The sequence below is a fragment of the Sphaerimonospora sp. CA-214678 genome (assembly GCF_050942215.1).
Lineage (GTDB): Bacteria > Actinomycetota > Actinomycetes > Streptosporangiales > Streptosporangiaceae > Sphaerimonospora.
On record NZ_CP192056.1, the window covers coordinates 6,001,550 to 6,026,392 of the forward strand.

Here is a 24,843-nt window from a genome sequence, read left to right on the forward strand (position 1 = left end):
CAACCGTTTCATCAAATCGTGATCCCGCCATCGCGGAAATGGTCACGGGGGGACGGATGACGCCCGGCGGAATGGTCCCGATGGGCCATGTCCAGCAAAGGTACCCGGACGTAACCTCGTGATGGGTGTGGGCTGCGGAAGGAAGGACGACGCGGTGGGGCACGACGATCTGGACTCTCGGGTCCATGACCGTGTCGCGTTGGACGAGATCGCTCTCTACGCCGAGGTGCTGGAGGCCGTGAACATCGCAGACGACCGACTGACCTTGGAAGAGCTCGACAACGCGCTTGGGTTGCGGACTTCGGCGAGCCACTGAAGCCATAGCGGCCGTCCCGGACTGTTCTCATCGAGTCCGGGACGGGTGCCGCCGCTTCCCCGGCGGCGCGGCCCCGAGTGGGGCGAACTCGAGCGGGCGGGCTCAAGCCGCGGGCTTCATATGGAGCCGCTCGTACGGACAGATCTTACGGACAGATCGTGCGGACAGATCGTGCGAAACCACTCGTACCGCTCGTATTGACCGCTCCGTACGGAACCATTCCGGCTCACGATCGGACGAGGCGGGCGATGGCGGCCGAGGCCTCCTTCACCTTCTCCTCGGCCTGCGGCCCACCGTGGCTCACGGCCTCCGCGACACAGTGCCCGATGTGGTCCTCCAGCAGCCCTAGGGCCACGGCCTGCAGAGCGCGGGTGGCCGCGGACACCTGGGTGAGGATGTCGATGCAGTACGCATCCTCCTCGACCATCCGCTGCAACCCGCGGATCTGGCCCTCGATCCGGCGCAGGCGGGTGAGGTATGCCTGCTTGTCCCCGCTGTACCCGTGCATGCTGCCCACCATACCCTCTCCCCGTATCGAAACCCGATGTCGCAGCCCATATCGCACTCCCTTGTCGCCCGCAAGAACGACACCTGAGCAACCTCGGGACGACGTCGGGACGACATCGCGAGCAACACCCTGAGCATCACGGGGAGCACCACCGGAGACGATGCCGGGCCGCGGCTACTCCCGAGAGCGCAGGCCGTACATCAGTTCCTGCCAGCGGCCGACGATGGCGGGCGCCGCGTGCGCCGACGCGGACTCCAGCGCACCCGCGGCGAGCGACATGCGGCGGCGCTCGTCGTCGACGAGCCCGAGCAGCGCCCCGGCGTACGACTCGATCTCGTCGTCGCCCTCGTGGACCAGGACGCTGTCCCGGCCCGGACGCAGGAAAGCCCGCGGGCCGCGCGCCCCGTCGAATCCGACCACCGGCACCCCGCAGCTCAGTGCCTCGATCACCGCCATCCCGAGCACCTCCTGCCTGGACGGCACCGCGATGATGGACGCCTTGGCGAACTCCCCCGGCAGATCGGGTGTGACTCCCATGAAGTAGACGTGGTTGTGCAGCTCCAGCTCCTGGACCAGGGCGCGCAGCCGCCGTTCCTCGGGCCCGCTGCCATAGAGCCGCAGCCGCCAGTCGGGGCGCTTGTCCGCGACTATCGCGAACGCGCGGATCAGCCGGTCGTACGCCTTGCCCCGCACCAACCGGCCGCCCGCGCTGACGATTCGGTTGTCCATGCGCGAACGCGGCCACGGCCCCGCCGGGAGCGCGTCCGGGATGGCGTGCACGGAAAGATCGTCCTCGAGCAGACGGGCCCACTCCTCCCGGCCGCTCTCCGTGCTGGTCACGACGGCGTCCAGACGCGGATAGAAGCGCTGGACGGGGGCCGGCACGGCCGGCCGGGTCCACTCCCGCGCGATGCGGATGACGTGCCGTGGCGCGTGCCTGGCCGCCTGGACGCTCAGCGTCGGCCGGGCGGTCACCAGCACCTCGCTGTGCAGTCCGCGCAGCATGCGCCACAGGGCGACCTCGGTGCGCATCTGCCCGCGTGGCAGCAGCCTGCGTGCGCGGGGACGGGCGTCCACCAGCCACCGCATCGTGACCCGGCGGTCGACGGGGAAGAAGGGCGCCTCCCTGGTCCGCCGTACGCTCACCACCTCCACCTCGTGCCGTGCCGCGAGTTCTCCCGCGAGGTTCAGGGTGGCGCGGACGTCGCCGCGCATGCCGTACGCCGACGGCACCAGGAAAGTGATCTTCACTCTCCCACCTCAAGCCGCAACTCGTCGTCGACGGTGAAGGAGGGTCTGATCGGAACGCCGTCCATCAGGGCATGGGGATAGGGGACCCGCCGGCGCTTGCCCTCGACGTCGTCGAGCCGGGCCCCCAGCGGCAGCCCCCGGCCCATCCCGTCGACGTCCAGGTGCGGCACCCAGACGCCGTGGCCGTTCGGGGTGGCGGCGAGCACGTCGCACAGCGACAGCGCGGCGTGGAAACGGACCCCGTGAACGGTGGCCGCGACGACGATCCGAGGCGCGGTCTCCGCGGTCCCGGCCGGTGAATCACCGGCCGGCGGGCCGCCGTCCGGGGTGGCGAGCCGCATGGTCAGCCTGGCCTCGTGATGCTGTTCGTCGTCGCCGAGGCCGGTGTAGGCGAGCAGCCCGGTCACCTCGAACCGCCCTTCCCGGAACCACACCGCCCGGACGTCCGCGACCGGCTCGGCTTGATCGATCTTGATGGCCAGGAAGCCGTTGCGGGTGCGATAGGTGCGGTAGGCCATCGTGCGCAGCCCCAGCGCGTACGCGTCGAGCCGGTCGAGCGAGAAGCCCGGGTCGACGCTCCGGATCCGGGTCCGGGAGTCGCCCTGCTGGAGATAGGCGTCCCATCGACCGGGGGTGAGCGCCAGCGGCGCGAGCGAGACCGCGACGCTCGCGTCCCACGTCCGCCCGCTCCGCCGACCCGTGGCCGACTCACGGTCGGTGGAGCCCAGCGTCACGTGGCGTTCCACCCCGCTGCCCCGTAACCGCAGGACGAGCAGGGTGCCGTCGGCCAGCGGCTCCTCCACGGCGATCCGCAGGGAGAGGACGTCGGTCAAAGTGACCTCCGCGTCGGTGACGACCAACCCCGTCAGCCTCGTTGCCGAGCGCACCGTCCAGCTCCCTCCCCGTCGATTGAGCCAACGTTGAGGTTACCGTGATTCTCCTGTTATGTGGAGAAAGACTTTGTCGCCCTCACCAGCTAAACCCCACTTTCTCGCGGATTGACACGCTATCTACACAAATAGTGCATGCTTTCCGCAAAGACACTTTACGCTCCCTTGACGGATTTGATCAGAAGCTGGGCGACGTCCACGACCTCCAGAGTCTCCTTGGCCTCACCCGCGTTCTTCTTCTCATTGATCGCGTCGCCGAGCATGACCAGGCAGAACGGACAGGCCGTGGAGACGGTGTCCGGGTCGGTGGTCAGCGCCTCGTCCACCCGCTCGGTGTTGATGCGCTTGCCGATCCGCTCCTCCATCCACATGCGCGCGCCGCCGGCGCCGCAGCAGAACCCGCGGTCCTTGCAGCGGTGCATCTCCTGCGCCTGGACGCCGGGGACCTTGGCCATGATGTCGCGCGGCTGGGCGTACACCTTGTTGTGCCGTCCCAGGAAGCACGGGTCGTGGTAGGTGATCTTCTCCTCGATCGGCGTGATCGGGGTGAGCCTGCCCTCCTCGACCAGGCGGGCCAGCAGCTGGGTGTGGTGTACGACCTCGAACGTGCCGCCGAGCTGCGGATACTCATTCGCCAGGGTGTTGAAGCAGTGCGGGCAGGTCGCCACGATCTTCTTCACGCCCGCGTCGTTGAGCGTCTCGATGTTCTGCTGGGCGAGCATGTTGAACAGGAACTCCATGCCCAACCGGCGGGCCGGATCCCCGGTGCAGGCCTCCATCGGGCCCAGCACGGCGAACTTCACCCCGGCGATGTGCAGCAGCTCGGCGACCGCCTTGGTGGTCTTCTTGGCCCGGTCCTCCAGCGCGCCGGCGCAGCCGACCCAGAACAGGTACTCGGTGTCGGCGGGCATCTTCTCGTCCACGATCGGGACCTCAACGGGTGGATCGAGATTGGCGAGCTCCTCGATCCACTCGGCCCGCTTCATCTCCGACATGCCCCACGGGTTGCCCTTGTTCTCGAGGTTCTTGAGCATGACGCCCGCCTCGGAGGGGAAGGACGACTCGATCATCACCTGGTAGCGGCGCATGTCGAGAATGTGGTCGATGTGCTCGATGTCCACCGGGCACTGCTCCACGCACGCGCCGCAGTTGGTACACGACCACAGCACGTCGGGATGGATGACCCCGTCCTCGGCCACCAGCGGCTTGTCCAGCAGCGCCAGCACGTCCTCGCCGAAGCCGGCCCGCTCCTCCTCGCTCGCCAGCAGGTACGGCGCCGCCGCCAGCGCGTGGTCACGCTGGTCCAGGATGAGCATCTTGGGCGACAGCGGCTTGCCGGTGTTCCACGCCGGACACTGCGACTGGCAGCGGCCGCACTCGGTACAGGTGTAGAAGTCCAGGAAGCCCTTCCACGTCGTGTCCTGAATCTTGCCGCGGCCGAAGACGTCGACGTCGGGGTCGGCCTCCTCGAAGTCCAGCACCTTGCCGTTGCTGCGCATCGGCTGCGCCGCGCCCATGCCGTCCGGGCGGCGGGAGAACAGCACGTTCAGCGGCGCGGTGAAGATGTGCAGGTGCTTGGAGTTCACCACCAACACCAGGAACACCAGCATGAAGCCGATGTGCAGCAGCAGCGCGATCTGCTCCAGCAGTTCGCTGTGCGGCAGGAGAGCGGCGACCGCCCCGGAGGCGAACGCCCCGGACTCATAAGGGAAGTTGCCGGTGTTGATCGCGGCGGCACGGGCCAGGAACAGCGTCCAGATGATGTTGAAGATCATGAACAGCGTGAGCCAGGCGCCGCCCAGGTGGGAGCCGGCGAACCGGGAGTCACGGCCCAGCTTCTTGGGCGAGTTCTTGATCCTGATGACGGCGAAGGCGACCAGGCCGAGCAGACAGGCGACCGCGATGAAGTCCTGCAGGAAGCCCAGCACCGGCCAGGTGCCGATCAGGGGAATGCTGAAGTCGGCGTGCCCCGTGATCGCACCCTTGATGATCGCGCCGTACGCCTCGATGTAGACGGTCAGCAGAATGAAGAAGGCCCACATCACGAAGAAGTGGGCGACGCCCGAGGGCGTCCATTTCAGCAGCTTGCGCTGGCCGAAGACCTCCACCAGCTGGGTCTTGATCCCGATGCCGACGTTGGCCCTGGCGTACTCGATCCGTTCCGGGGCGGGCTGGCCACTGGTGGCGAGCCGGAAGAGGAACAGCACGCGGCGTCCGGCCAAGGCGACCGCGGCCACGGTCATGACGAGCCCGATTATCGCTACCCAGAGCACGGGTTCCTCCCATATGGAACGGTGACAGGGCACACCGAATGGTACCGGCCAGTAACATATGTCCGTCACCGATGGCTACTTGAAGGCCGATGCTAGAACAAGGCTCTGGCCCAGGCTACGCGGGGTCAGGTCATGCGCCGTCCCGGTGGTACGCCGTCGGACCGGATCGGGTCATGCGCCGAGGGTCACACGCGGGTCACACACGCATGTCACACACGCATGTCACGCGGTCAGGTAGCCGCGTCAGGTGACACGGTCAGGTAGCGCTGAATGGTGGGGGCCAGCAACTCGACCAGTTCCTCGGTGCCGGCCGACGCCAGCGGCTCCAGCCGCATGATGTGCCTGGCCATGACCACGCCCAGCATCTGGGAGAAGGCGGTCTGCATCCGGATCTGCGGAACGCCGAGCTCGGCGCCGACCCGTCCAAGCACCGCCGACGAGAAGAACTCCCGCACCATGGCCACACCCTGTTCGTTGACCATTGCGGTCCGCAGCAGGCCCAGCACGTGCTCGCGCGCGTCCGGATCACCGGTCATCGTCAGGATGAAGCGCACCAGGCGTTCGCCGACCTCCTCACGCGGACCGTTGACGATCGTGGGGATCACGACGGCCGGATCGAACGGCAGCCGCATGGCCGCGACGAACACCCCGTCCTTGGTCTCGAAGTAATGGTGGACCAGGGCGGGGTCGACCCCGGCGGCCCGTGCGATGCCCCGGATCGTGGCCTTGTCGAATCCCTTCTCGGCGAAGACCTTGCGCGCTGCGGCGAGGATCTCCCCACGGGTGTCGGCCGAGCCGGGCCTGCGGCCGGGTCGCCCCGGCCGTCGCCGTACCTCCGCCGTGTCGGCCACGTGCGGCAATGTCCGGTTGCGTTCCGTCATGCTCGATCATGAAGCCGCCGCGGACGCGGCGAAGTTCAGCCGGGCGAAGGCGAGTGCCTCGGCGAGGTCGTCGATCCGCTCGGTGCGGCTGGCCGCCTTACGCGTGTTGATCTCCAACACGATGAGGCCGGTGTAGCCGGTGGTGGCCAGACGCTCCAGGACCTGTGCGCACGGCTGTGTGCCCCGCCCCGGCACAAGATGCTCGTCCTTGTTGGCGGTGCCGACGCCGTCGGCCAGATGGAGGTGGGAGAGACGGTCCCCGAGCTTGACGGCCATCTCCATCGCGTCGGAGCCGGACACCGCCGTGTGGGACAGATCGAGCGTCACCTGCGGGAAGTCGTAGTCGACCGGATCCCAGTCCGGCGCGTACGGCACGACCTCGCCGCCCCTGGCCCTGAGGGGGAACATGTTCTCCACCGCGAAGACGACGTCGGTCTCCTCGCGCATGCGCGCCAGCCCGGCCTCGAACTCCCTGGCGTAGTCGCGCTGCCAGCGGAACGGCGGGTGGACCACCACGGTGGAGGCGCCCAGCCGCTCGGCCGCGTCGCGGGCCCGCCGCAGCTTGACCCACGGGTCACGGCCCCAGACCCGCTGCGTGAGCAGCAGGCACGGCGCGTGCACGGCCAGGATCGGGATCTCGTAATGATCGCTGAGCCGCTGGAGGACGTCGACGTCCTGGCTCACCGGATCCTGCCCCACCATGATCTCGACACCGTCATAACCCAGGCGTGCGGCCAACTCGAAAGCATCCGGCGTACGCTCCGGATAGACCGACGCCGTCGAGAGCGCCACCTTCGCGTTGGGCACGCGGATGTTACTCATCAAGCCCGCCTCCCCTGGCGGTCCCTGCGCCCGTTCACGGATCCAGCCTAAGCCGCGTCCGGGTCCGGCGAGGCCTATCGTGGGCGCATGGCGCGGATCGTGAGCGGGGCCATACCCAGCCCGAACATCTGGAACTCCCCCCAGGTCTACGAACTGGAAAATCGCGCGGTGGATCCAGACGGCGCCGTGGATCGCGCCATGCGGGCGATCCGGCCCTGGGACGGCGCGACCGTGCTCGACATCGGCTGCGGAACCGGCTTCCACCTGCCTTCGCTGGCCGTGACCGCCGGGCGCGTCGTGGGCGTCGAGCCGCACGCCGGCCTCGCGGCCACGGCCGCGGCCCGCTGCGCCTCACTGGACAACGTCGCAGTCCGTACGGGCACCGCCCAGTCGCTGCCGCTGCCCGACGCGTCGGTGGACGTGGCCGTCGCCCGGTGGGCGTACTTCTTCGGACCGGGCTGCGAGCCGGGCCTGCGGGAGCTGACCCGGGTCGTACGGCGCGGCGGCGCGGCCTTCGTCGTGGACCTCGACGGCTCCCGCGGCGCCTTCGGCCGCTGGTTCCTCCGCTCTGTGCCGTCCCACTCTCCCGAGGCGGTCGAGCGGTTCTGGTCCCGGCAGGGCTGGCAGCGCAGGGAGCTCGACCTGCGCATGGTCTTCGGGTCACGGGCGGACCTGGAGGCGGTGCTCCGCATCGAGTTCACCCCGGAGGTGGCCGAGGAGGCGATCGCGGAGACGATCGGCCTCGAACTCGCCTACCCCAACGTTCTGCGCTGGCGGTATTTCTGAAGCGCCGCCCGACCCCCATGGGGATTGTCGGCCGGGCCAGGTAGCCTCCCGGTCGTGAGCAAGGCAGCGAAGCCGGCGTACCGGTGCGGCGAGTGCGGATGGACGACCGTCAAGTGGGTCGGCCGGTGCGGGGAGTGCCAGGCCTGGGGCACGGTCGAAGAGGCGACCGCCCGGCAGGGTGTGAACGTGGTCAAGCCCGGCGCCGTGTCGGCCCCGGCCGTGCCGATCGGCCAGGTGAAGGCCGAGACCGTCAGCGCAAGGACGACCGGGGTCGACGAGCTCGACCGCGTCCTCGGCGGCGGACTGGTGCCCGGCGCCGTCGTGCTGCTCGCCGGTGAGCCGGGCATCGGCAAGTCCACGCTCCTGCTCGAGGCCGCCGCGCGCACGGCACGCGGGGAGACCGTGCTCTACATCACCGGCGAGGAGTCCACCGCCCAGGTGCGGATGCGGGCCGACCGGATCGGCGCGATCGAGGACAGGCTGTACCTCGCCGCGGAGACCGACCTGTCCGCGCTGGTCACCCATGTCGAGAAGGTGCAGCCGACGATGCTGATCGTCGACTCGGTGCAGACGATCGGCTCGGCCGACGCCAGCGGCGTGCCGGGCGGCGTCACCCAGGTCCGCGAGGTCGCGGGCAACCTGGTGCGCCTGGCCAAGGAGCGCGCCATGTCCACCGTGCTCGTCGGTCATGTGACCAAGGACGGCTCGATCGCCGGCCCCCGGGTGCTCGAGCACCTGGTGGACGTGGTCCTGCATTTCGAGGGCGACCGCAACTCCCGTCTGCGGCTGGTGCGCGCGGTGAAGAACCGGTTCGGCCCGGTGGACGAGGTCGGCTGCTTCGACCTGCACGAAGGCGGGATCACCGGCATCTCGGACCCGAGCGGCATGTTCCTGTCCCGCCACCGCGAGCCGGTGCCGGGCACCTGCGTCACGGTCACGATCGAGGGCACCCGGCCGTTCCCGGCCGAGTTGCAGGCCCTCGTCGGCCCGACCGAGGCCCCGCAGCCGCGGCGGACCTCGTCCGGTCTCGACCCCTACCGCGTGGCGCTGGTGCTCGCGGTGATGGAACGGCGGCTGCGCGCCAGCGTCAGCAAATGCGACGTGTTCACCGCCACCGTCGGCGGCATCAGACTGACCGATCCGTCGGTCGACCTCGCGCTCATGCTGTCGGTGGTGAGCGCCTTCGGCGACACCCCGCTGCCCGCCGGGCTCGTCGTGCTCGGCGAGGTCGGGCTGGCGGGCGAGCTGCGTCAGGTGCGCGACGTGCGGCGGCGGCTGACCGAGGCGGCCCGGCTGGGCTTCACCCGGGCCATCGTCCCCACCGGCTCCCTGGACGACGAGAGCAACTCGCTGGAGTCGGCGCCGCCGCGCCGCGGCAACGTGGCCGCCCGTGGCAACCTGATCGCCCTGCGGCCGTCCGACGCGCGGGCCAGGGCTTTCGCGCCCGGCTTCGAGGTGACCGAGGTCGACAACGTCTGGGACGCCCTCGCCCACGTCAAGTGAGACAGGGGTGAAGAGAGGGTACGCCGGTAAGCTGGCGGGACGGCCGTCCATCGCGAGGGAGAGGGTGCTGGACGACGACAAGGGAGCGGACGAGCGCAGGAGGGCCGTGCTGGCCGCCATCGCTCCGGGCACAGCTCTGCGCGACGGGCTCGAGCGCATCCTGCGCGGTTACACCGGCGGTCTCATCGTCTTGGGCTACGACCGCACCGTGGCGGAGATCTGCACCGGCGGTTTCACGCTCGACGTCGAGTTCTCGGCCACCCGGCTGCGCGAGCTGGCCAAGATGGACGGTGCGATCGTGCTCGACGACGCGGGCTCGCGGATCGTCCGGGCGGCCGTGCACCTCGTACCCGATCCGGCCATCCCCACCGAGGAGTCGGGCACACGGCACCGCACCGCCCAGCGGGTGGCCAAGCAGACCTCGCTGCCCGTCATCGCCATCAGCAAGTCGATGCGGATCATCGCGCTCTACCTCGACGGCAAACGGTACGTCCTGGAGGACTCGGCTGCGATCCTCTCGAAGGCCAACCAGGCCCTGGCGGCCCTCGAGCGCTACAAGAAGCGGCTCGACGAGGTGTCCGGCGCCCTGTCGGCGCTGGAGATCGAGGATCACGTAACGGTCCGGGACGTGGCCGTGGTGATCCAGCGGCTGGAGATGGTCCGCCGGATCGCCGGGGAGATCGAGGAGTACGTCGTGGAGCTCGGCACCGACGGCCGCCTGCTGTCACTCCAGCTCGACGAGCTCGTCGCCGGCGTGGACACCGACCGCGAGCAGATAGTCCGCGACTATCTCCCCGATCCACCGGCCTCGACCGGTTCCCCCACCTCACCGGGCCCGTCTGTCCGGCATCCCCGGAGTTTCACGGACGCGATGCACGAGCTGGACGAGCTGTCCTCCGCCGACCTGCTCGATCCGGTGAAGGTCGCCCACGTGCTCGGCCACTCGGGAGCCGGCACGTTGGACGCACCGGTGAGCCCCCGTGGTTTCCGGCTGCTCGCCAAGGTGCCCCGGCTCCCCCGGGCGATCGTCGACCGGCTCGTCGACCACTTCGGAGGGCTGCAGAAGCTGCTCGCCGCCAGCACCGACGACCTGCAGGCCGTGGGGGGCGTCGGCGAGGCCCGGGCCCGCAGCGTACGCGAGGGGCTGTCCCGCCTCGCCGACGCCACCATTCTCGATCGCTACCTCTGAACCCCGATCGCCATTCTGGGCCGAGCCTCAGCGCAGGTGGAACACGACCTTCGGGCTCTTGAGGTGGCCGGAGTGGACGCTCGCGACGTACGTGCCCGGCTCGGCCGTCGGACGCTTGCCCGAGCAGACCGTCCCCGATCGGCGGCGGTCCCAGGTGATCGTGCGGACGTACGGGATGCCGCGTTCGAGCGTCTGCCGGTCGACGCCCTCGCCCGCCACGCAGTCCGCGGTCGACCAGATCCGCTGCCCGCCCGACGTCACCCGCATCTCCAGCGTGCGCGGCCCCACGTCGACCGTGCACTCGATCCGATCGGTGCTCACCACGGTCAGGAGGAACGTGGGCGCGGCGTCCCCGGCGTACACGTTCTGACCGCTGCGTATGGCGATCACCAGGTCCTTGGGATCACAGGGATCGCCGGGCCGCCGCGGCTTCGCCGGCTTGGGTGACGGAGACCGCGCACCGGACGGCGACGGAGACGGTTCGGCCTGCGCGGCGAGGGCGGCGGCACCGCTCGGCGACGGGCTCCCCGATGCGGGAGCGGAAGGCAGCGAGACGACCATCGGGCCGGAGGCTCCCGGTGTGGCCCTGACGCCACCCGTCTTGTCACCCGGCTTGCCGGAGGCGCTCGTGCAGGCCCATGCCACCACCGCCACGACGACGAGCATGCCCGTGAGCACCGACACCCTGCGGCGCCAGTAGACGTCCGCCCCATCGACACCGACATCACCACGGAACGTGTCCGGATCCATACTCTCAGTATGGAGAGCCCTGCCCTTCCAGGGGAAACGGCACGCCGCGACGGGAGGATCCGATGGCGGAGCTCGGGGTGGCGCTTATGGTCGGATGTGGAACTTGTGGTGGGATGCGGAGAGGCGGACAGGGCCCGGTGGACAAGGTTCGGTGGACAGGGCCTGGCGGATAGGGTCTGATCGTGGCCGTCTCGCTTCGTGAACCGATCCTCCAGTGGTACGCCGAGCACAATCGGGATCTGCCGTGGCGGCGCCCAGAAGCGACCCCCTGGGGCATCCTGGTCAGCGAGATCATGCTCCAGCAGACTCCGGTGTCGCGGGTGCTGCCCGTCTGGACGGAGTGGATGGCGCGCTGGCCGTCCCCCGAGGCACTCGCCGAAAAGCCCTCCGGCGAGGCCGTACGCCACTGGGGCCGCCTCGGCTACCCGCGGCGTGCCCTGAACCTGCACGCGTGCGCCAGGGCCATCACGGCGGAGCACGGCGGGCGGGTGCCGTCGACGTACGACGAGCTGCGCGCGCTGCCGGGGATCGGCGACTATACGGCGGCCGCCGTGGCGAGCTTCGCCTATGGCGGCAGTCACGCCGTCCTGGACACCAACGTCCGCCGCGTGCTGGCCCGAGCCGTACGCGGTGAGGAGCACCCGCCGAAGACGACGACGGCCGCCGAGCGGCGCCTGGCCGAATCCCTGATCCCGCCGGTCGGCGCACCGCGCTGGGCGGTCTCGATCATGGAACTGGGCGCCCTGGTCTGCACGGCCCGCGCGCCCAGGTGCGAGCGCTGCCCGGTCGCGTCGCAGTGCGCGTGGCGGTCCGCCGGGCGGCCCGCCGGCCCCGTGCGGCGGGGCCAGACCTACGCGGGGACCGACCGGCAGTGCCGAGGACGCCTGCTGGCCGTGCTGAGGGACGCGCACGGCCCCGTGCCGAAGGAGGCGCTGGACGTGGTCTGGGCCGACCACGTCCAGCGCGAGCGTGCGCTGGACGGCCTGCTGGACGACGGTCTGGCCGAGGTGCTGCCCGACGGCACCTACCGGCTCCCCGCCTGACCGCCGGAGCCCAACGCCGGTCGCGCCGCCTGATCCCGCTGACTGCGACGGGCCGGATCAGGCGGCGAGCTTGAGGCCCAGCGCGGTGAGGTGGTTGCGGGTCCAGTCGAGTTCGTCGGCGAGCCGGGCGACCAGCGCGGCCGGACCCTTCGTCTTCGGAGCCGTGCCGTGGTGCGCCTCGACCTCGATGTGTGCGCTGCCGTTCACCGCGCCGGACAGGATCGCGTTGAGCGTGTCCTGAAGCACCGGCTGAGTGCTGGGTATCTCGTGCCCGTGGTCGTGCACATGACTCAGCTTCACCACCGGGGCGCCGGCCTGGGCGAGGCCCCGCAGCGCCGCGTCCCGCTCCTCCGGTCCGCCGGACAGGTGGCAGGCGTCCAGGCATACCCCGAGATGCTCGGAGTCGATGTCACAGACGCGCTCCAGCGCCTGCTCCGTCGTCTCCAGCACGCAACCCGGCCACGGTTCGAACCCGACCCGGATGGTCTTGCCGGTCACGCTGTAGAGACCGCGCAGCTCACGGGAGAGCCGCTCCAGGCGGCGTGAAGCTATGTCGTGCAGATCGCTCGGCCAGTCGCGGCGCCAGCCGATCGGAATCGTCGAGATGCTGCCGAAGCGGACATCCTCGGGCAGCAGGAACGCGAGGATCCTCGCGAGCGCCATGGTGTAGCGGTAACGCTCGGGCTTGGCCCAGTCCGGCCCCGGCACCTCCTGGTTGCGCCCGCCGGTGCCGTTGAGGCTGACCACCTCGAGGCCCCGCTCCTCAAGCGAACGCCGTAGCCGTACGAGCTCTATGCGATCGGCGATGAGATGGTCGGCGACGGGCGGCGCCAGCCACAGCCCGATCCCGAGCCGGTCGACGCCCAGCTTCCGGCGCACCGGCACCGCGTAGCGGGTCAGGTGGGCGATCAGGTTTTCCAGGTCTTCCGCCGGGTGTACCCCCGCGTTGTAAGCAAGGTGAACGAGCGTCCCGTCCTCATGCAACAGGCGCATAAGGTACCTCCCAGGCGTTGTGCTTCTGCGTGCCGGCGGCTCACGCCCCCGTTGAGGGCAGGCGTGACGCCGGAGTGATCCTCTTGCGGCCGGGACGGCCCGGCTCCGATCGAGTCTCCCCCGTCCACTCGGTCCTCGCGTCCACCGCTGAGCTGAGTGGCCGCTACGCCGCCCGGATGACACGCGTACGTGCCGAGGGGGCGTTTGACCAGGTCGGATCTGCTGCCCCTCCTGGTGGCGTCACAGCTTCCCAACCGCGGCGCCGCGATTCTCTACAGAGTGTAGTACTACATCGCGTGGCGCGAAAGCGGACTGCGCTATGCGACTGGCCACATCGATCATGGGCGGTGTCCGGCGGCACATCGGGACCAGTGGCGGAACGACGGGAACCGAGGGTGGGAAAAGCCGAGGGGCGCCCCCCACTTGCGGGGGGCGCCCCTCGGTTTCTTCAGCCGGTTTTCTTCAGCCGATTTCCTCAGCCGCCGCCTTGGGCCGCCACCGGATCGGTACCGGCCCGGTGGCGGCTCAGTGGCGGCTCAGTGACGGGCTCATTGCTGAATCGGCTCCGCGATGGCCGCGGCCGAGTCGGGGACCTGCGGCGCCTTCGTCTCACCGACGAAGGTGAACTTCGCGGCGTCGCCCTCGCCCTCGATGTCGATCTTCACAACCTGCCCCGGACGCAGCTCGCCGTACAGGATCTTCTCCGACAGGATGTCCTCCAGCTCGCGCTGGATCGTCCGGCGGAGCGGACGGGCACCCATGACCGGGTCGTACCCGCGGTCGGCCAGCAGCTGCTTGGCCTCCTGGCTCAGCATCAGGCTCATGTCGCGGTCCCTGAGCCGCTCGTCCACCTGGGCGAGCATCAGGTCCACGATCTGGATGATCTCCTTCGGCGTGAGCTGGTGGAAGACCACTATGTCGTCGACACGGTTGAGGAACTCGGGCCGGAAGTGCTGCTTGAGCTCCTCCTGGACCTTCGACTTCATCCGGTCGTAGTTCGACTCGGTGTCGTTGGCCTTCGCGAAGCCCACCCCGATGCCCTTGGAGATGTCCCGGGTGCCGAGGTTGGTCGTCATGATGATGACGGTGTTCTTGAAGTCCACCACCCGGCCCTGGGCGTCGGTCAGGCGACCGTCCTCCAGGATCTGCAGCAGCGAGTTGAAGATGTCCGGGTGGGCCTTCTCGATCTCGTCGAACAGGACCACGGAGAACGGCTTGCGCCGCACCTTCTCGGTCAGCTGGCCGCCCTCCTCGTACCCGACGTAGCCGGGCGGAGAGCCGAACAGCCGCGAGACGGTGTGCTTCTCCATGAACTCGGACATGTCCAGCATGATCAGCGCGTCCTCGTCCCCGAAGAGGAACTCGGCCAGCGCCTTGGACAGCTCCGTCTTACCGACACCCGACGGGCCGGCGAAGATGAACGAGCCACCGGGACGACGCGGGTCCTTCAGTCCGGCCCTGGTCCGGCGGATGGACCGGGACAGACCCTTGATGGCGTCGTCCTGCCCGATGATCCGCTTGTGGAGCTCGTCTTCCATCCGGAGCAGCCGCTGCGACTCCTCCTCGGTCAGCTTGAAGACCGGAATGCCGGTGGCCGTCGCGAGGACCTCGGCGATGAGCTCCTCGGTGACCTCGGCCACGACGTCCATGTCGCCGGCCTTCCACTCCTTCTCACGGCGTTCCCGCTTGAGCTGGAGCTGCTTTTCCTGGTCGCGCAGCGCCGCGGCCTTCTCGAAGTCCTGCGCGTCGATCGCGGACTCCTTCTCGCGCCGCACGTTGGCGATCTTCTCGTCGTACTCGCGCAGGTCCGGCGGCGCGGTCATGCGACGGATCCGCATCCGGGAACCCGCCTCGTCGATCAGGTCGATCGCCTTGTCCGGCAGGAACCTGTCGCTGATGTAACGGTCGGCCAGCTGGGCGGCGGCGACCAGTGCGCCGTCGGTGATGGAGACCCGGTGGTGCGCCTCGTACCGGTCCCGCAGCCCCTTGAGGATCTCGATCGTGTGACTGAGGCTGGGCTCGGCCACCTGGATCGGCTGGAACCGCCGCTCCAGGGCGGCGTCCTTCTCCAGGTGCTTGCGGTACTCGTCCAACGTCGTCGCGCCGATGGTCTGCAGCTCGCCACGGGCCAGCATCGGCTTGAGGATGCTGGCGGCGTCGATCGCGCCCTCGGCGGCGCCCGCACCCACCAGCGTGTGCAGCTCGTCGATGAACAGGATGATGTCGCCGCGGGTACGGATCTCCTTGAGCACCTTCTTCAGGCGCTCCTCGAAGTCGCCGCGGTAGCGGGAACCGGCGACCAGCGCGCCCAGATCGAGGGTGTAGAGCTGCTTGTCCTTCAGCGTCTCGGGCACCTCGCCCTTGACGATCTTCTGGGACAGACCCTCGACGACGGCGGTCTTGCCGACGCCCGGCTCACCCACCAGAACCGGGTTGTTCTTGGTCCTGCGGGACAGGACCTGCATCACCCGCTCGATCTCCTTCTCCCGGCCGATGACCGGGTCGAGCTTGCCTTCGCGTGCTGCCTGGGTGAGGTTGCGGCCGAACTGGTCCAAGACAAGAGAGGTCGACGGAGTGGACTCCTGCGGACCCCCCGCCGCCGCCGGCTCCTTGCCCTGATAACCGTGAAGCAGCTGGATCACCTGCTGCCGCACTCTGTTGAGGTCGGCCCCCAGCTTCACCAGCACCTGGGCCGCCACGCCCTCGCCCTCACGGATCAAGCCCAGAAGAATGTGCTCGGTACCGATGTAGTTGTGACCGAGCTGCAAGGCCTCACGGAGCGACAGCTCAAGGACCTTCTTGGCACGCGGGGTGAAGGGAATGTGCCCCGACGGCGCCGACTGGCCCTGGCCGATGATCTCCTCGACCTGCTGGCGCACACCCTCAAGACTGATGCCCAGGCTCTCCAGAGCCTTGGCGGCAACGCCCTCACCCTCATGGATCAAGCCCAGAAGAATGTGCTCAGTACCGATGTAGTTGTGGTTGAGCATCCGGGCCTCTTCCTGGGCCAAGACGACAACCCGCCGCGCACGGTCGGTGAACCTTTCGAACATCTCGTCGCTCCTCACAGAGCGGTCAGGCGAGCGCGGGAGATCCGGCCCGTCGTTCCGCATGGTAGCCCCGACCCAGCGACCGCTCCTCTGTTGAAGGGTTCCCCGAGAGCAGGGCGTTCACGCTCTATCCAACCCCTTGCCGGGCGTGACGTGTTCCCGATACGCCGCAAGCGAACGAGGTTTTAAGAGGGATGGACACGATCTCTCGCATGCCCTATCCGCATGCACAATCGTGCGGTTATCCCGGTCGTCAGAACATCCGACGACCGGCATAACCGCACGATCAAGGGCGTAGTTAGTGTGCCGCCTCGTACGCGTCGACGATCGACTGGGCGATTCGGCCACGTTCACTCACCGGGTGACCGTGGGACTTGGCCCAGGCCCGGATCTCCGCGCTCTTCTCACGGGACATCGCCCGCTGTCCGGCACCGCCACGACGACGACCACGAAGCGGTGCGGTCTCCGCACGCCGGGCGCCGCTGACGAATGGCGACAGGGCTTCACGCAGTCGCTTGGCGTTGCCCTCGCTCAGGTCAATCTCATATGACGTGCCGTCAAGCCCGAAGTTGATCGTCTCAGTGGCCTCGCTGCCATCGAGATCATCGATGAGAATCACCTGCGTATGCCTGGCCATCCGGCAATCCTTTCGCAGAGCATAGTTTGTTTCGTCAGCCAAACATATACCCGGTTTCGCCGTTTGACAATTCACCTATGCCGTTTCTCGGCGACCTCTGAGTCCGGCGGGTTCTCACGGGGCTCACGTGCCGTCCGTAGACCCGCCGCGTCGGAACGCACCAACTTTACGATGCCGTACACGACGGCTCCGGCGGCGACCACGGAAGGTATCAAGGCGGACAATACCTCTGTCATTCTGCCTCGCTCGTGCCGGGGTGTCTTACGGCACCCGGGTGGAATTCAGGGTCAGGTCCGGGCCCTCCCGGGCGCCTTGTCAGGTCAGGCACCCCGGTGCGCTCTCGGGACGTGTTCAACAAATCATGTCAGGTACGCGGGGCCCGGATGCGCCTCGCCGCGTCGTCACCCCTCCCGCGAAAACTCCTCGCGGGCTCGGCTTTCCGCTCAGATCCGGGGGCGGTCCCGGTGCCCGCGGCTCCACTGCGGACTCCTCCTCCACCTCACGGACGATCCATCTGGGATCCCACACGCACACCAGACGGCATTCGTCAAACACTCCCGGCAGCCGCCAGAGACCACGTACGCCCATCCAGCCTACCCGCGGTGCCGAAGGTAATCTCCGTCTCTCCAGCCGTCTTACCGGATGCACTCGAAATCGTACCCAGAATGCCAAGTGAGAGGAACCTCCGAAGCGACATCCACAGTTTCCGCTGAGATCCGTACCGATCCGCACGGAGGCGGTTCGGCACCGGTACGACAGCGGCGGCTCGCCGGCAGGCCGCCGGGCAAACCCCTGCCCCGCATGTCTCACCTCGGAGAACCCGCTGCTCAACGGGGATCGGCGACCGGACAAGCGGCTCGCCGACCGGCCTCCACCTGCCGGGGAAGGCCGGCTGTACGCCCACGCGCAATGAGAAGCAGGGAAGACGGAGGAACGGCAAAACACATAGTGATCTTGAAAAAAGTTCACGGCGCCGACCGGTGAGCACAGACCTCCTCCCGCGATCTCAGACAAACTTCCTGTGAGCCAGTTCACCCGCGACTCCACTTTGCGTGATCTTGCCACCGAGGCCGCCATCGCCGTTCACTCCGGCCAAGCGCCTTGAATGCGAGTTTCCGCAAGATCTCTGAAAGGGGGTCGCGCGGGCGGATGCGACCTCCCGGCAACTTCGACAAGATCACAGAGCGCGATAGGTTCCGGCGCCCGGGGAAGTCGAGAAGCCGGGAGTGAAGGCCCGGTGTGAAGGCCGAGTGTGAACGTCGACCATGAAGCCCGACGGCGAACGGGGCCGGCGAAGGCCGCTCTTGAAGGTCGGCGAAACACGGTGAAAACCGGCCGACGAGGCATTCCACGGAAGTTCTGAGAAGATCGGCGGACGGTACCGAAGATCAGTTGAGGCCGTCCGGAAAAAATCACATCGGCGAGGCCGGCGGAGCGACGGCCATGATTCGAGCGATCCAAACGACCTACCATTCCACGATCGGTACGGCGCGGGAAGGCGAACCGGACCGGACGAGCCGGAGACGACCATATGGATTCCAGACCATGGATTCCGGACCGCTTGGGATTCGGCCGACGAACGACGCGACGTGGATTAGACCCCATCCCGGTGAGCTTCGGCGTGGGCGGCCGTACGGGCACCGGCTGAGCATCCCATGGTTCAGCCCCTCCTGTTACAGGTTTTCCGCGATGCATCACCTGGGACGCGTTTCAAAAGCCATACCCGCTACGCGCGGTCCAGCCGACGCCTCGCCGCGTTGTCTTCCACCCTGCGGGAGTTCGCCCACGGGCTCCGCCGCGGAGGCCCTTCGCGTCGTACAGCGCTTTTGAAACACACCCTAGTCCGCTTCTTTGGGGGAAGGTACGAAAAAACGGGGCCGATGGTCCGTTCCATCGACCCCGTCTTATGGCGCTACTTGACCTTGACCACCACTGTGCCGGCCGCCTTGTCGTGCAGGGCCTGCTGCAGCGGCTTGTCCCAAAGGAGCCAGAGCACGTTCAGGAGTGCGAAGACGCCGGCCAGATACTCCACGACGGGAATCCACCGCAGCAGTTGCGGTCCGAACAGCACGGCGGCCCGCTTGCCCGCGACATCCGGCGACAGACCGTCCTGGGTGAGGGCGCCGCCGACCGGGACCACCTTGATGCCCATGGCGATCTTCCCGATCGTCTGCCCGCGCATCTTCAGCATCAGGAACTCGTACCCGACCATCACCACACCGCCGAGGATCGCGATGAGCAGTGCCGCGAGGAAGTAACCGCTCGGCTCGACGAACTCGCGGGTCCGGGAGTTGATCGATCCCTGGGTCACCACGATCGCCGTGATGATGGCCGAGATGATGCCGAAGGGAACGCCGACGATGAAGCCGTCGATGATCCTCGCCACGAGACGCTGCCACCACTCGGCGAGCGGAGCCGGAGCGCCGGGCGGGACCGCGGCGCCGTACGGCTGGCCGTAGGCCGCCTGCCCGTAACCGGGCTGCCCATGGCCCTGCTGGCCGTAACCCGGCTGGCCGTAGGCGGGCTGCTGGGCCTGACCGCCGTACTGGTCATGGCCGTACTGCTGCTGACCGTACTGCTGCTGACCGTATTGGGGCTGCGCGTACCCGGACTGCTGGCCACCGTAACCCGGCTGCTGACCGTAGCCGGGCTGCTGTTGCCCATAACCCTGTTGACCGTATCCCTGCTGCCCGTACTGCTCCTGGCCATAACCGGGCTGTTGACCGTAGCCGGGCTGTTGACCATAGCCGGGCTGCTGGCCGCCGTAACCCGGCTGCTGACCGTACTGCTCCTGCCCGTACTGCTCCTGCCCGTACTGCTCCTGGCCGTACTGCTCCTGGCCGTACTGATGCTCGTGCTGTTGCTGACCGTACTGCTGCTGGCCGTACGACTGCGGGCCGGTCTGCTGGCCATATTGCTCCTGGCCGTACTGCTGCTGACCATATCCCGGCTGCTGGCCGTAACCCTGCTGGCCGTACTGCTGCCGGCCGTACTGCTGCTCGTACTGTTGTCCGTGCCCGGGGGTCTGCGGCGAGCCCGGCTGCTGGGCCGGGTTCAGATAGTTGACGGCGGTAGCCTCAGGGTCGAACACCTGCCCGTCGGCGCCGGCACCGCGGCCGGAAGACGGCGCTGGCGTACCATCCGAATCGCCCTGCGGATACGGTGGCTGTCCGGTGCTCACCGTGTCACCTCGTTTCAGATACGCATGCGCCCGCGGTTCAGGCTCCATGCTGATATCGCCCAAAGTAGCGACCGGCGTATCAACAGTCACCTTTGCATTTGGTTTCCCATACAGTCAAGCGGGGCGAGGATCACCCACGGTAGAGGTGCAGCAACATACGGGTGTTGCCGAGTGTGTTGGGCTTCACATGCTCAAGATCCAGAAACTCGGCGACGCCTTCGTCGTACGAAGCCAGAAGTTCGGCGTAGACCTCGGGTGAAACCGGCGTGCCCTGGATGGGCATGAAGCCGTACCGACTGAAGAACTCGACTTCGAACGTGAGACAGAAGACTCGTCGCACCCCCAGCTCACGCGCGGTCTCGATGAGTGCGGAAACGATCCGATGGCCGACGCCCCGGCCACGGACCCCGGGGTCGACGGCGACCGTGCGGATCTCCGCCAGGTCCTCCCAGAGCACGTGCAGGGCGCCGCAGCCGATGACCTGCCCGGCGCTCTCCGCCACCCAGAACTCCTGGATGTCCTCATAGAGCGTGACCGTGCTCTTCTCCAGCAGGCGAGGCCCCACTCCGGAGTACGCGTCGACGAGGCGGCGGATCACCCGCACGTCGGGTGTCCTGGCGCGACGTACGACAAGGGCCGGTGGACCGGACTCGGCTGGCGTCTCCTCGGCGACCTGCTCCATGAACGGTCAGCGTAGCCCTGCCCCAGCGACGGCCGGATCAACGGTTACACCAAAACGCGGAGAGCGCGGCCGGAGTGACACACAGTCGCGATGGAAGCACCGTGGGTAGGAGTAGTGATTAACCTCACCTTGTCTGATTTTTAGCAAATTGAGACACCGGACCGATGAGACCCAAATGATCTTACTTAGGAGGTAAAGGCAGGTTGATGAGGGTGCGTCTACGTCGAGACCGTGACCCGAACGTGATCGTTCAGTTGTGAAATCTAAATGGGATCGAGAGTTCCGGTTGAGCGGGCACTCGGCGTGCACTAATGTCCAGCGACGATGCCGAGTCTTCAACGCACCAGGTGTGGAGGGGAGCCGGGGACCCAACTGTACGGATCGCGGACCGGCTCGACGCCGGACCCCGTCGATAACGGGGTGAATCCGAAAGGTAGGGCTGCTCCGGCCCGAACCCGTCAGCTAACCCGGTAGGCGTCCAGTAGTGCCGTACGGACACCGCGCGGCCGGCGAACGGCCGAGCAGGCGGTCCTCCGACGGCACAGCCGAGGAGAGGAGCTTGGTAACGCATGCGTGGAGGACGGCCCGCAGGCAGGCACGCCCGAGCCCGGAAGGCCGGGCCCAGAGGCATCCGCCGGTTAGCCCTCGTGGGTGTCGCACTCACCATGATCACCTTTGGCGCGCCCACGGTGGCCGCCACCGCCGAACCCAAGCCGGATCTGAAGAAGCTGGCGGCCGAGGTCGAGCGCCTCCACGAGGAGATCGAGAGCCTCGCCGAGCAGTACAACGGCGAGCGCGTACGGCTCAAGGCCGCCCAGCGCTCCGCCGCCATCGCCAAGAAGAAACTCGCCAAGAGCGAGGCGGAACTGGCCGACCGCCGCCAGAAGGCGAGCGCGCTCGCCCAGAACTCCTACATGAACGGCGGCATCGGCCCGCTGCTCCCGATGGTCGGCTCCACCGACCCCGAGACCTACCTCGACCAGGCCTCGACCACCTACGCGCTGCAGATGCAGCAGGGCCAGGAGGTCACCGCGGTCACCAACGTCATGAAGGCGGCCGAGCGGGCCAAGGCCAGCGCCGCCGCCCGCCAGGCCGAGGTGAAGAAGCTGCTGTCCAGCCTCGAGACCCGCAAGGGCAAGATCAGAAGTCTGATCAGGAAGACCGAGAGCAGCCTCTACAGCAGGGTCGCCGGCAGCATCGGCGGCCGGGCGACTCGGATCTCGTTCCCCATCGTCGGCGGAGGCAAGGCGGCGGAGGCCGCCCGCTGGGCGCTGACCCAGCAGTTGAAGCCCTATGTCTGGGGCGCGGAAGGACCCTCGTCCTACGACTGCTCTGGCCTGGTCATGGCGGCCTACCAGCGGGTCGGGATCAGCCTGCCGCACTACACCGGTGACCAGTGGACGGCGGGCACGCACATCAACCACGAGGACATGCGCCCGGGCGATCTCGTGTTCTTCTACAACGACCTGCATCACGTCGGCATCTACATCGGCGGCGGCTACATGGTCCACGCGCCGCGCACCGGGGACGTCGTACGCGTCGCCAAGATCGCCGGTCGGCCGTTCGCGGGAGCCGTACGGGTCGCGGACTGAGCATCGGGGCGGCTCCCCCCGGCCGAAACCGGACACATCTCGACACACCTCGGACACACCTCGGACACACCCCGAGCACGCCCCGTGGAACACCCGAGCACACCCGGCCGCTACGTCCGAGCGTCGCTCGCCGATTCGGTGCGACGTCGCCGGGAACCGATTATGAAGACCGGGACGTGCTCAGCGCGTCCCGGCCGGCCGCTGCGCTCTCGTGAGAGGAGCCGCGATGACGAGGGCCTTCGCGCTGTGGGGCGGCGGGAGCCTGGGGGCCGTCCAGGTGGGCATGCTCCGCGCGCTGACGGCGTACGGGGTGCGCGCCGACATGGTGGTGGGCGCCTCGGTGGGCGCGCTCAACGGCGCCTACTACGCTGCCCGCCCCGATGCCGAGGGTGTCGAGGAACTCGCCCGCCTGTGGCTCACCGTGAGCAGCCACGACGTGTATCCGCTCAGCAGGCAGGAGGCGCTGCGTAGCCTGGCGGACAACCTTCCCTTCCATCCGCTGCGCGGGGCACTCCGGGCGATCGGCACGCTGAACTACACCTTCCCGTTCAATCCCGTGTCCGTCATCGGCACGGCGCTCGGCACCCGCAACCACCTGTTCGACAACAACGCGCTGCGCCGGTTCCTGGAACGCTTCCTCTCGTTCGACCGCCTGGAGGAAACCCGGCTCCCGCTGATGGTGCTGACGACCGACGTCCTCACCGGGCGGGCCGCCGTGCTGTCGCACGGACCCGTGCTTCCCGCGCTGCTGGCCAGCACCGCCATTCCCGCGCTCTACCCCAATGTGCGGATCGGCGACCGCATTCTGATGGACGGCGGTGTCGCCGATCAAACCGTCCTGGATCTGGCAGTCAACGCGGGCGCCGACGAGGTGTACCTGTTCGCACCCGGTTTCTCCTGCCATCTGCCCGCGCCGCCGTCCACCGCCATCGCGATGGCCCTGCACGGCTACAACCTGCTGAGCGAGCAGCGCATCAGCGCCTCCATCAGGCACAACCGGCGTCGTACGACGATGCACGTGCTCCCGCCGCTGTGCCCGGTCGAGGTGCTGCCGATAGATTTCCGCCAGACCGCCGACCTGATCGAGCGCGCCACCCAGGCGACCCTGCACTGGCTCCACAGTCATGAACCGAAACCGGGCGTCGCACGATATCTGTCCGATCCCGTCGCCGACGAGGAGCACCCGCTCCACGTGACGCCGGCCGCGCCCGTTCCCTCGATCGGCGAGCGCACCCGCCGCCGGGCGATCAGATCGACGACCACATCGACCGACTAGATCTACCTCGACGGTCCAGATCTGGAGACCGATCGGTCCGCCGAACCGAGAGTGGTCTGAGGCGCACTCCGGAAAGATCAGATCAGGCGGCGGCGGGCCGCCCAGGCGACCGCCTCGATCGCCGTCTCCACGCCGATCCTGTCGCAGATGCCTCGCAGGCGCCGCCGTACGGTCCGGCCGCTCACGTCCAGACGACGGCCCACCCGATCGGCGCTCACGCCCTTGGCGAGCTCGGCGAGAAGCAGCAGGTCATCGGCGGTGAGACCGGCACGATCAAGGTCCGAGGCGAGATTGTCACCTCGGGAGACGACGTCGGGAAACCCCATCGTCTGTCCCTCCCCATGATGACGAATTGCCGACCCACCCTCCACGGGTAGGTAAACACCTCTGACGAAACTCGTCAAGTGTCGAAGCGGCCGACCGCGCTTCCCCGGGTCTCACAAGGTGTTGCGGGCATAGACCATGCGGAGTCCGATCAGCGTGAGCCAGGGTTCGTGTACATCGATCGTGCGGGCCTCGTCGACGACCAGCGGGGCACCGGTGCCGGTGGCGACCACCGTGACGTCGTCGGGGTCGGCGGCGAGCTCCGCCGTCATCCGATCCACGATGCCGTCGACCAGCCCGGCGAAACCGTAGATTATGCCGGACTGCACCGCCTCCACCGCGTTCTTGGCGATCACCGATCGCGGCCGGATCAGCTCGACCTTGTGCAGTTGCGCCCCGGCCTCGGCGAGCGCGTCCACCGAGATCTCCAGGCCGGGGGCGGTCACCGCGCCGATGTACTCGCCCCGTCCGGACACCGCGTCGAACGACGTCGCCGTGCCGAAGTCCACGATCACGCACGGCCCGCCGTACAGGCTGGCGGCCGCGAGCGCGTTCACGATCCGGTCGCTGCCGACCTCCTTGGGATTGTCCATCCGCACCGGGACACCGGTGCGCACACCGGGCTCGACGACCACGGTCGTGACGTCCCCGAAGTAGCGGCGGGACATCTCCCGCATCTCGTTGAGCACCGACGGAACCGTCGAGCAGATCGCGATGCCGCCGATGTCGGCGTCCTTGAGGATCGGCGACTGCCCGAGCAGGCCCTGCAGCACGACGGCGATCTCGTCCGCCGTACGGCGGGGATCTGTCGCGATCCGCCAGTGCTCGATCACCTCTTCACCCTCGAACAGGCCAAGCACCGTGTGGGTGTTGCTGACGTCGATGGTGAGCAGCAT

Annotated in this window: 21 protein-coding genes and 1 riboswitch; of the genes, 7 read left to right on the forward strand and 14 right to left on the reverse strand. The window is 68.2% G+C overall.

Features of this window, described 5'->3' with window-relative positions; translation table 11 throughout:
* Positions 1–154: 154 nt before the first annotated feature.
* The gene (locus ACQP1K_RS26755) at positions 155–316 is read left to right on the forward strand and encodes a hypothetical protein (RefSeq protein WP_204016571.1); all 162 of its coding nucleotides are present in this window, start codon (positions 155–157) and stop codon (positions 314–316) included.
* Between the two features lie 226 nt (positions 317–542).
* On the opposite strand, the gene ACQP1K_RS26760 is transcribed toward ACQP1K_RS26755, so the two are convergent.
* From ACQP1K_RS26760 to ACQP1K_RS26785, 6 genes are all read right to left on the reverse strand, one after another.
* The gene (locus tag ACQP1K_RS26760; protein ID WP_055482417.1) at positions 543–824 is read right to left on the reverse strand and encodes a metal-sensitive transcriptional regulator; all 282 of its coding nucleotides are present in this window, start codon (positions 822–824) and stop codon (positions 543–545) included.
* A gap of 174 nt (positions 825–998) precedes the next feature.
* Positions 999–2,075, reverse strand: coding sequence for a glycosyltransferase (locus ACQP1K_RS26765; RefSeq protein WP_433498448.1), 1,077 nt, complete (start codon positions 2,073–2,075; stop codon positions 999–1,001).
* Positions 2,072–2,962, reverse strand: a complete 891-nt coding sequence (locus tag ACQP1K_RS26770) for a hypothetical protein (protein WP_433498449.1) — start codon at positions 2,960–2,962, stop codon at positions 2,072–2,074. The genes ACQP1K_RS26765 and ACQP1K_RS26770 overlap by 4 nt, the downstream gene beginning before the upstream one ends.
* Before the next feature lie 158 nt (positions 2,963–3,120).
* A complete protein-coding gene (locus tag ACQP1K_RS26775) occupies positions 3,121–5,238 on the reverse strand; it encodes a (Fe-S)-binding protein (RefSeq protein WP_433498450.1) in 2,118 nt (705 codons plus the stop codon).
* Between the two features lie 230 nt (positions 5,239–5,468).
* The gene (locus ACQP1K_RS26780) at positions 5,469–6,119 is read right to left on the reverse strand and encodes a TetR family transcriptional regulator (RefSeq protein ID WP_433498451.1); all 651 of its coding nucleotides are present in this window, start codon (positions 6,117–6,119) and stop codon (positions 5,469–5,471) included.
* A gap of 6 nt (positions 6,120–6,125) precedes the next feature.
* Positions 6,126–6,941, reverse strand: a complete 816-nt coding sequence (locus ACQP1K_RS26785; RefSeq protein WP_433498452.1) for a sugar phosphate isomerase/epimerase family protein — start codon at positions 6,939–6,941, stop codon at positions 6,126–6,128.
* An 87-nt stretch (positions 6,942–7,028) separates the two neighbouring features.
* On the opposite strand from ACQP1K_RS26785, the gene ACQP1K_RS26790 reads away from it, so the two are divergent.
* From ACQP1K_RS26790 to disA, 3 genes are read left to right on the forward strand one after another with little or no spacing between them, the layout of a single operon-like run.
* Positions 7,029–7,727 carry a class I SAM-dependent methyltransferase gene (locus ACQP1K_RS26790; protein ID WP_433498453.1) on the forward strand — a complete coding sequence of 233 codons (699 nt, stop codon included), beginning with the start codon at positions 7,029–7,031 and terminating at the stop codon, positions 7,725–7,727.
* 54 nt (positions 7,728–7,781) lie between these two features.
* Positions 7,782–9,230 carry a DNA repair protein RadA gene (gene radA, locus ACQP1K_RS26795; RefSeq protein WP_433498454.1) on the forward strand — a complete coding sequence of 483 codons (1,449 nt, stop codon included), beginning with the start codon at positions 7,782–7,784 and terminating at the stop codon, positions 9,228–9,230.
* Positions 9,231–9,237: 7 nt separating this feature from the next.
* On the forward strand, positions 9,238–10,419 hold the full coding sequence (disA, locus tag ACQP1K_RS26800) for a DNA integrity scanning diadenylate cyclase DisA (protein ID WP_433498455.1): 1,182 nt from the start codon (positions 9,238–9,240) through the stop codon (positions 10,417–10,419).
* 27 nt (positions 10,420–10,446) lie between these two features.
* Here the strand turns inward: disA and ACQP1K_RS26805 are convergent, their stop codons facing one another.
* Positions 10,447–11,169: a hypothetical protein gene (locus ACQP1K_RS26805; RefSeq protein ID WP_433498456.1), complete on the reverse strand. Its 723-nt coding sequence runs from the start codon at positions 11,167–11,169 to the stop codon at positions 10,447–10,449.
* 182 nt (positions 11,170–11,351) lie between these two features.
* On the opposite strand from ACQP1K_RS26805, the gene ACQP1K_RS26810 reads away from it, so the two are divergent.
* Entirely contained in the window at positions 11,352–12,212 is an 861-nt protein-coding gene (locus ACQP1K_RS26810; RefSeq protein WP_433498457.1) for an A/G-specific adenine glycosylase, read from the forward strand.
* A gap of 57 nt (positions 12,213–12,269) precedes the next feature.
* On the opposite strand, the gene ACQP1K_RS26815 is transcribed toward ACQP1K_RS26810, so the two are convergent.
* From ACQP1K_RS26815 to ACQP1K_RS26835, 5 genes are all read right to left on the reverse strand, one after another.
* Complete coding sequence (locus ACQP1K_RS26815) at positions 12,270–13,205, reverse strand: TIM barrel protein (protein ID WP_433498458.1); 936 nt, start codon at positions 13,203–13,205, stop codon at positions 12,270–12,272.
* Between the two features lie 548 nt (positions 13,206–13,753).
* Positions 13,754–16,258: an ATP-dependent Clp protease ATP-binding subunit gene (locus tag ACQP1K_RS26820; protein ID WP_433498459.1), complete on the reverse strand. Its 2,505-nt coding sequence runs from the start codon at positions 16,256–16,258 to the stop codon at positions 13,754–13,756.
* Positions 16,259–16,553: 295 nt separating this feature from the next.
* Positions 16,554–16,892: a histone-like nucleoid-structuring protein Lsr2 gene (locus ACQP1K_RS26825; protein WP_433498460.1), complete on the reverse strand. Its 339-nt coding sequence runs from the start codon at positions 16,890–16,892 to the stop codon at positions 16,554–16,556.
* Positions 16,893–18,804: 1,912 nt separating this feature from the next.
* Positions 18,805–19,983, reverse strand: coding sequence for an RDD family protein (locus tag ACQP1K_RS26830; protein WP_433498461.1), 1,179 nt, complete (start codon positions 19,981–19,983; stop codon positions 18,805–18,807).
* A 220-nt stretch (positions 19,984–20,203) separates the two neighbouring features.
* Positions 20,204–20,755 carry an amino-acid N-acetyltransferase gene (locus ACQP1K_RS26835; protein WP_433498462.1) on the reverse strand — a complete coding sequence of 184 codons (552 nt, stop codon included), beginning with the start codon at positions 20,753–20,755 and terminating at the stop codon, positions 20,204–20,206.
* 315 nt (positions 20,756–21,070) lie between these two features.
* Positions 21,071–21,247: riboswitch (cyclic di-AMP (ydaO/yuaA leader) on the forward strand.
* Between the two features lie 173 nt (positions 21,248–21,420).
* Between ACQP1K_RS26835 and ACQP1K_RS26840 the strand changes: the two genes are divergently transcribed.
* Both ACQP1K_RS26840 and ACQP1K_RS26845 read left to right on the forward strand, forming a co-directional pair.
* Positions 21,421–22,347: a C40 family peptidase gene (locus ACQP1K_RS26840; RefSeq protein WP_433498463.1), complete on the forward strand. Its 927-nt coding sequence runs from the start codon at positions 21,421–21,423 to the stop codon at positions 22,345–22,347.
* Positions 22,348–22,573: 226 nt separating this feature from the next.
* Positions 22,574–23,623: a patatin-like phospholipase family protein gene (locus ACQP1K_RS26845; protein ID WP_433498464.1), complete on the forward strand. Its 1,050-nt coding sequence runs from the start codon at positions 22,574–22,576 to the stop codon at positions 23,621–23,623.
* Positions 23,624–23,700: 77 nt separating this feature from the next.
* On the opposite strand, the gene ACQP1K_RS26850 is transcribed toward ACQP1K_RS26845, so the two are convergent.
* Positions 23,701–23,949, reverse strand: a complete 249-nt coding sequence (locus ACQP1K_RS26850) for a LuxR family transcriptional regulator (protein ID WP_433498465.1) — start codon at positions 23,947–23,949, stop codon at positions 23,701–23,703.
* A 111-nt stretch (positions 23,950–24,060) separates the two neighbouring features.
* Positions 24,061–24,843 carry a type III pantothenate kinase gene (locus ACQP1K_RS26855; RefSeq protein WP_433498466.1) on the reverse strand — a complete coding sequence of 261 codons (783 nt, stop codon included), beginning with the start codon at positions 24,841–24,843 and terminating at the stop codon, positions 24,061–24,063.

Excerpts from the sequence above, each read along its gene's own strand:
- ACQP1K_RS26760 (WP_055482417.1), bottom strand. The coding sequence starts at position 824 with ATGCACGGGTACAGCGGGGACAAGCAGGCATACCTCACCCGCCTGCGC.
- ACQP1K_RS26780 (WP_433498451.1), bottom strand. The coding sequence starts at position 6,119 with ATGACGGAACGCAACCGGACATTGCCGCACGTGGCCGACACGGCGGAG.
- ACQP1K_RS26785 (WP_433498452.1), bottom strand. The coding sequence starts at position 6,941 with ATGAGTAACATCCGCGTGCCCAACGCGAAGGTGGCGCTCTCGACGGCG.
- ACQP1K_RS26790 (WP_433498453.1), top strand. The coding sequence starts at position 7,029 with ATGGCGCGGATCGTGAGCGGGGCCATACCCAGCCCGAACATCTGGAAC.
- ACQP1K_RS26805 (WP_433498456.1), bottom strand. The coding sequence starts at position 11,169 with ATGGATCCGGACACGTTCCGTGGTGATGTCGGTGTCGATGGGGCGGAC.
- ACQP1K_RS26815 (WP_433498458.1), bottom strand. The coding sequence starts at position 13,205 with ATGCGCCTGTTGCATGAGGACGGGACGCTCGTTCACCTTGCTTACAAC.
- ACQP1K_RS26820 (WP_433498459.1), bottom strand. The coding sequence starts at position 16,258 with ATGTTCGAAAGGTTCACCGACCGTGCGCGGCGGGTTGTCGTCTTGGCC.
- ACQP1K_RS26825 (WP_433498460.1), bottom strand. The coding sequence starts at position 16,892 with ATGGCCAGGCATACGCAGGTGATTCTCATCGATGATCTCGATGGCAGC.
- ACQP1K_RS26835 (WP_433498462.1), bottom strand. The coding sequence starts at position 20,755 with ATGGAGCAGGTCGCCGAGGAGACGCCAGCCGAGTCCGGTCCACCGGCC.
- ACQP1K_RS26840 (WP_433498463.1), top strand. The coding sequence starts at position 21,421 with ATGATCACCTTTGGCGCGCCCACGGTGGCCGCCACCGCCGAACCCAAG.
- ACQP1K_RS26845 (WP_433498464.1), top strand. The coding sequence starts at position 22,574 with ATGACGAGGGCCTTCGCGCTGTGGGGCGGCGGGAGCCTGGGGGCCGTC.
- ACQP1K_RS26850 (WP_433498465.1), bottom strand. The coding sequence starts at position 23,949 with ATGGGGTTTCCCGACGTCGTCTCCCGAGGTGACAATCTCGCCTCGGAC.
- ACQP1K_RS26855 (WP_433498466.1), bottom strand. The coding sequence starts at position 24,843 with ATGCTGCTCACCATCGACGTCAGCAACACCCACACGGTGCTTGGCCTG.